The 1,513-nt window shown below is 47.4% G+C and carries 1 protein-coding gene; it reads left to right on the top strand.

Annotation, left to right across the window (positions count from 1 at the left end):
• Positions 1 to 1,506: IS1182 family transposase (locus tag B4F99_RS00005; RefSeq protein ID WP_290754607.1), on the top strand; the 1,506-nt coding region annotated here is incomplete at its 5' end.
• Positions 1,507 to 1,513 lie beyond the last annotated feature (7 nt).

Genomic DNA, 1,513 nt, shown 5'->3' with positions numbered 1-1,513 from the left:
TTCGCTGTCCATCATCTCGTCGAATCCATTCCGGATGATGTTTTCGATCCTTTCATGCGGACGACGGGATGCCCTGCTTATCATCCGCGGATGATGATGAAAATCATTTTATGTGCCTACACACAGTCGGTCTTCTCCGGTCGGAAGATTGAGGGATTACTATCCGATAGTCTGCGGATGATGTGGCTAGCGCAAGGGAATGCGCCGAGCTATCGTACCATCAACCGTTTTCGAGTGCATCCCGCAGTCACTCCAATCTTGAAGCAAGCCTTCGTTACCTTCCGTTGCCATCTCGTCGAGATGGGAGAAATCAATGAAGAAGCCATCTTTATCGATGGTACAAAGCTAGAGGCGAATGCGAACCGATACACCTTTGTTTGGCGGAAATCGATCGAACGTCATAGTTCGTCTCTCGTGGACAAATCGAATCGTATCTATGACAACCTCGTCGAACAAGACATCCTACCGGAAATTGAACGAGAAAGCCCGGACGAGCTCACTCTCTCAGAACTCGAACACATGGGTGAAGCTTTAGACGCACATATCGCTTCCATCAACCAAAAAATCGAGGCGAGTTCGGATACTCAAGAAAGAAAACGTCTACGTTCTGAACGGAAGGAACCACGTCTCCTTCGAAAGGTGATTACAGATTTCAGCGAGCGGAAACAGAGATATGCCCTCCAAAAGAGGACGCTCGCTGGACGGAACAGCTATTCGAAAACAGACACAGACGCGACGTTCATGCGAATGAAGGAAGATCATATGCAAAATGGACAACTCAAGCCAGGCTATAACGTTCAAATCGCGACCGAAGGACAGTACACACTCGCTTATGATATTTATCCGAATCCGACGGATGCCCGGACGTTACTTCCCTTTTTAGATGAGATCAGCTCATATTTACCACTACCACCGCATATCGTTGCGGATGCCGGCTATGGGAGTCAGGAGAATTATCAGGATATTTTGATGCGCCGAGGGCGCATTCCACTCATCCCTTATACGATGTTCGAAAAAGAAAAGTCTCGAAAATGGCGCAATGATCCATTTAACACAGCAAACTGGTCTTATGATGAAAGGTCGGATCGTTTTGTGTGCCCTAATGGACAGGACGTAACATTCCGTTACATGTCCAAGAGAACAGATCGGTACGGATTCACGCGTGATTTCAAGGTGTATGAAAGCGAAGGGTGTGATGGCTGCCCGTTTCGCTCCCGTTGTACCAAGGCCAAAGAGGGTCGTCACCGACAGGTACACATAAACACTTCATGGGAAGAACAAAAAGAACAGATGAAAAAATGGCTTTCAGATCAAAAAACAGGATCCCTCTATGCGAAACGGAAGATAGACGTGGAACCAGTTTTTGGATATCTGAAGGCTAATTTGAGTTTCACTCGCTTTTCTGTGAGAGGAAAAGCGAAGGTGAAGCGTGAGCTCGGCTTCATCCTCATGGCCGTAAATTTAAGAAAATGGCTCATCCAAAGCGTTGCCCGAAGGGCAACTTGACGCGAGA

The organism is Exiguobacterium sp. UBA3491 (genome assembly GCF_002377745.1).
Classification (GTDB): Bacteria; Bacillota; Bacilli; order Exiguobacteriales; family Exiguobacteriaceae; genus Exiguobacterium_A.
Note: the sequence above shows the minus strand (reverse complement) of the source record. Positions and strands in the feature narration are given on the sequence as shown.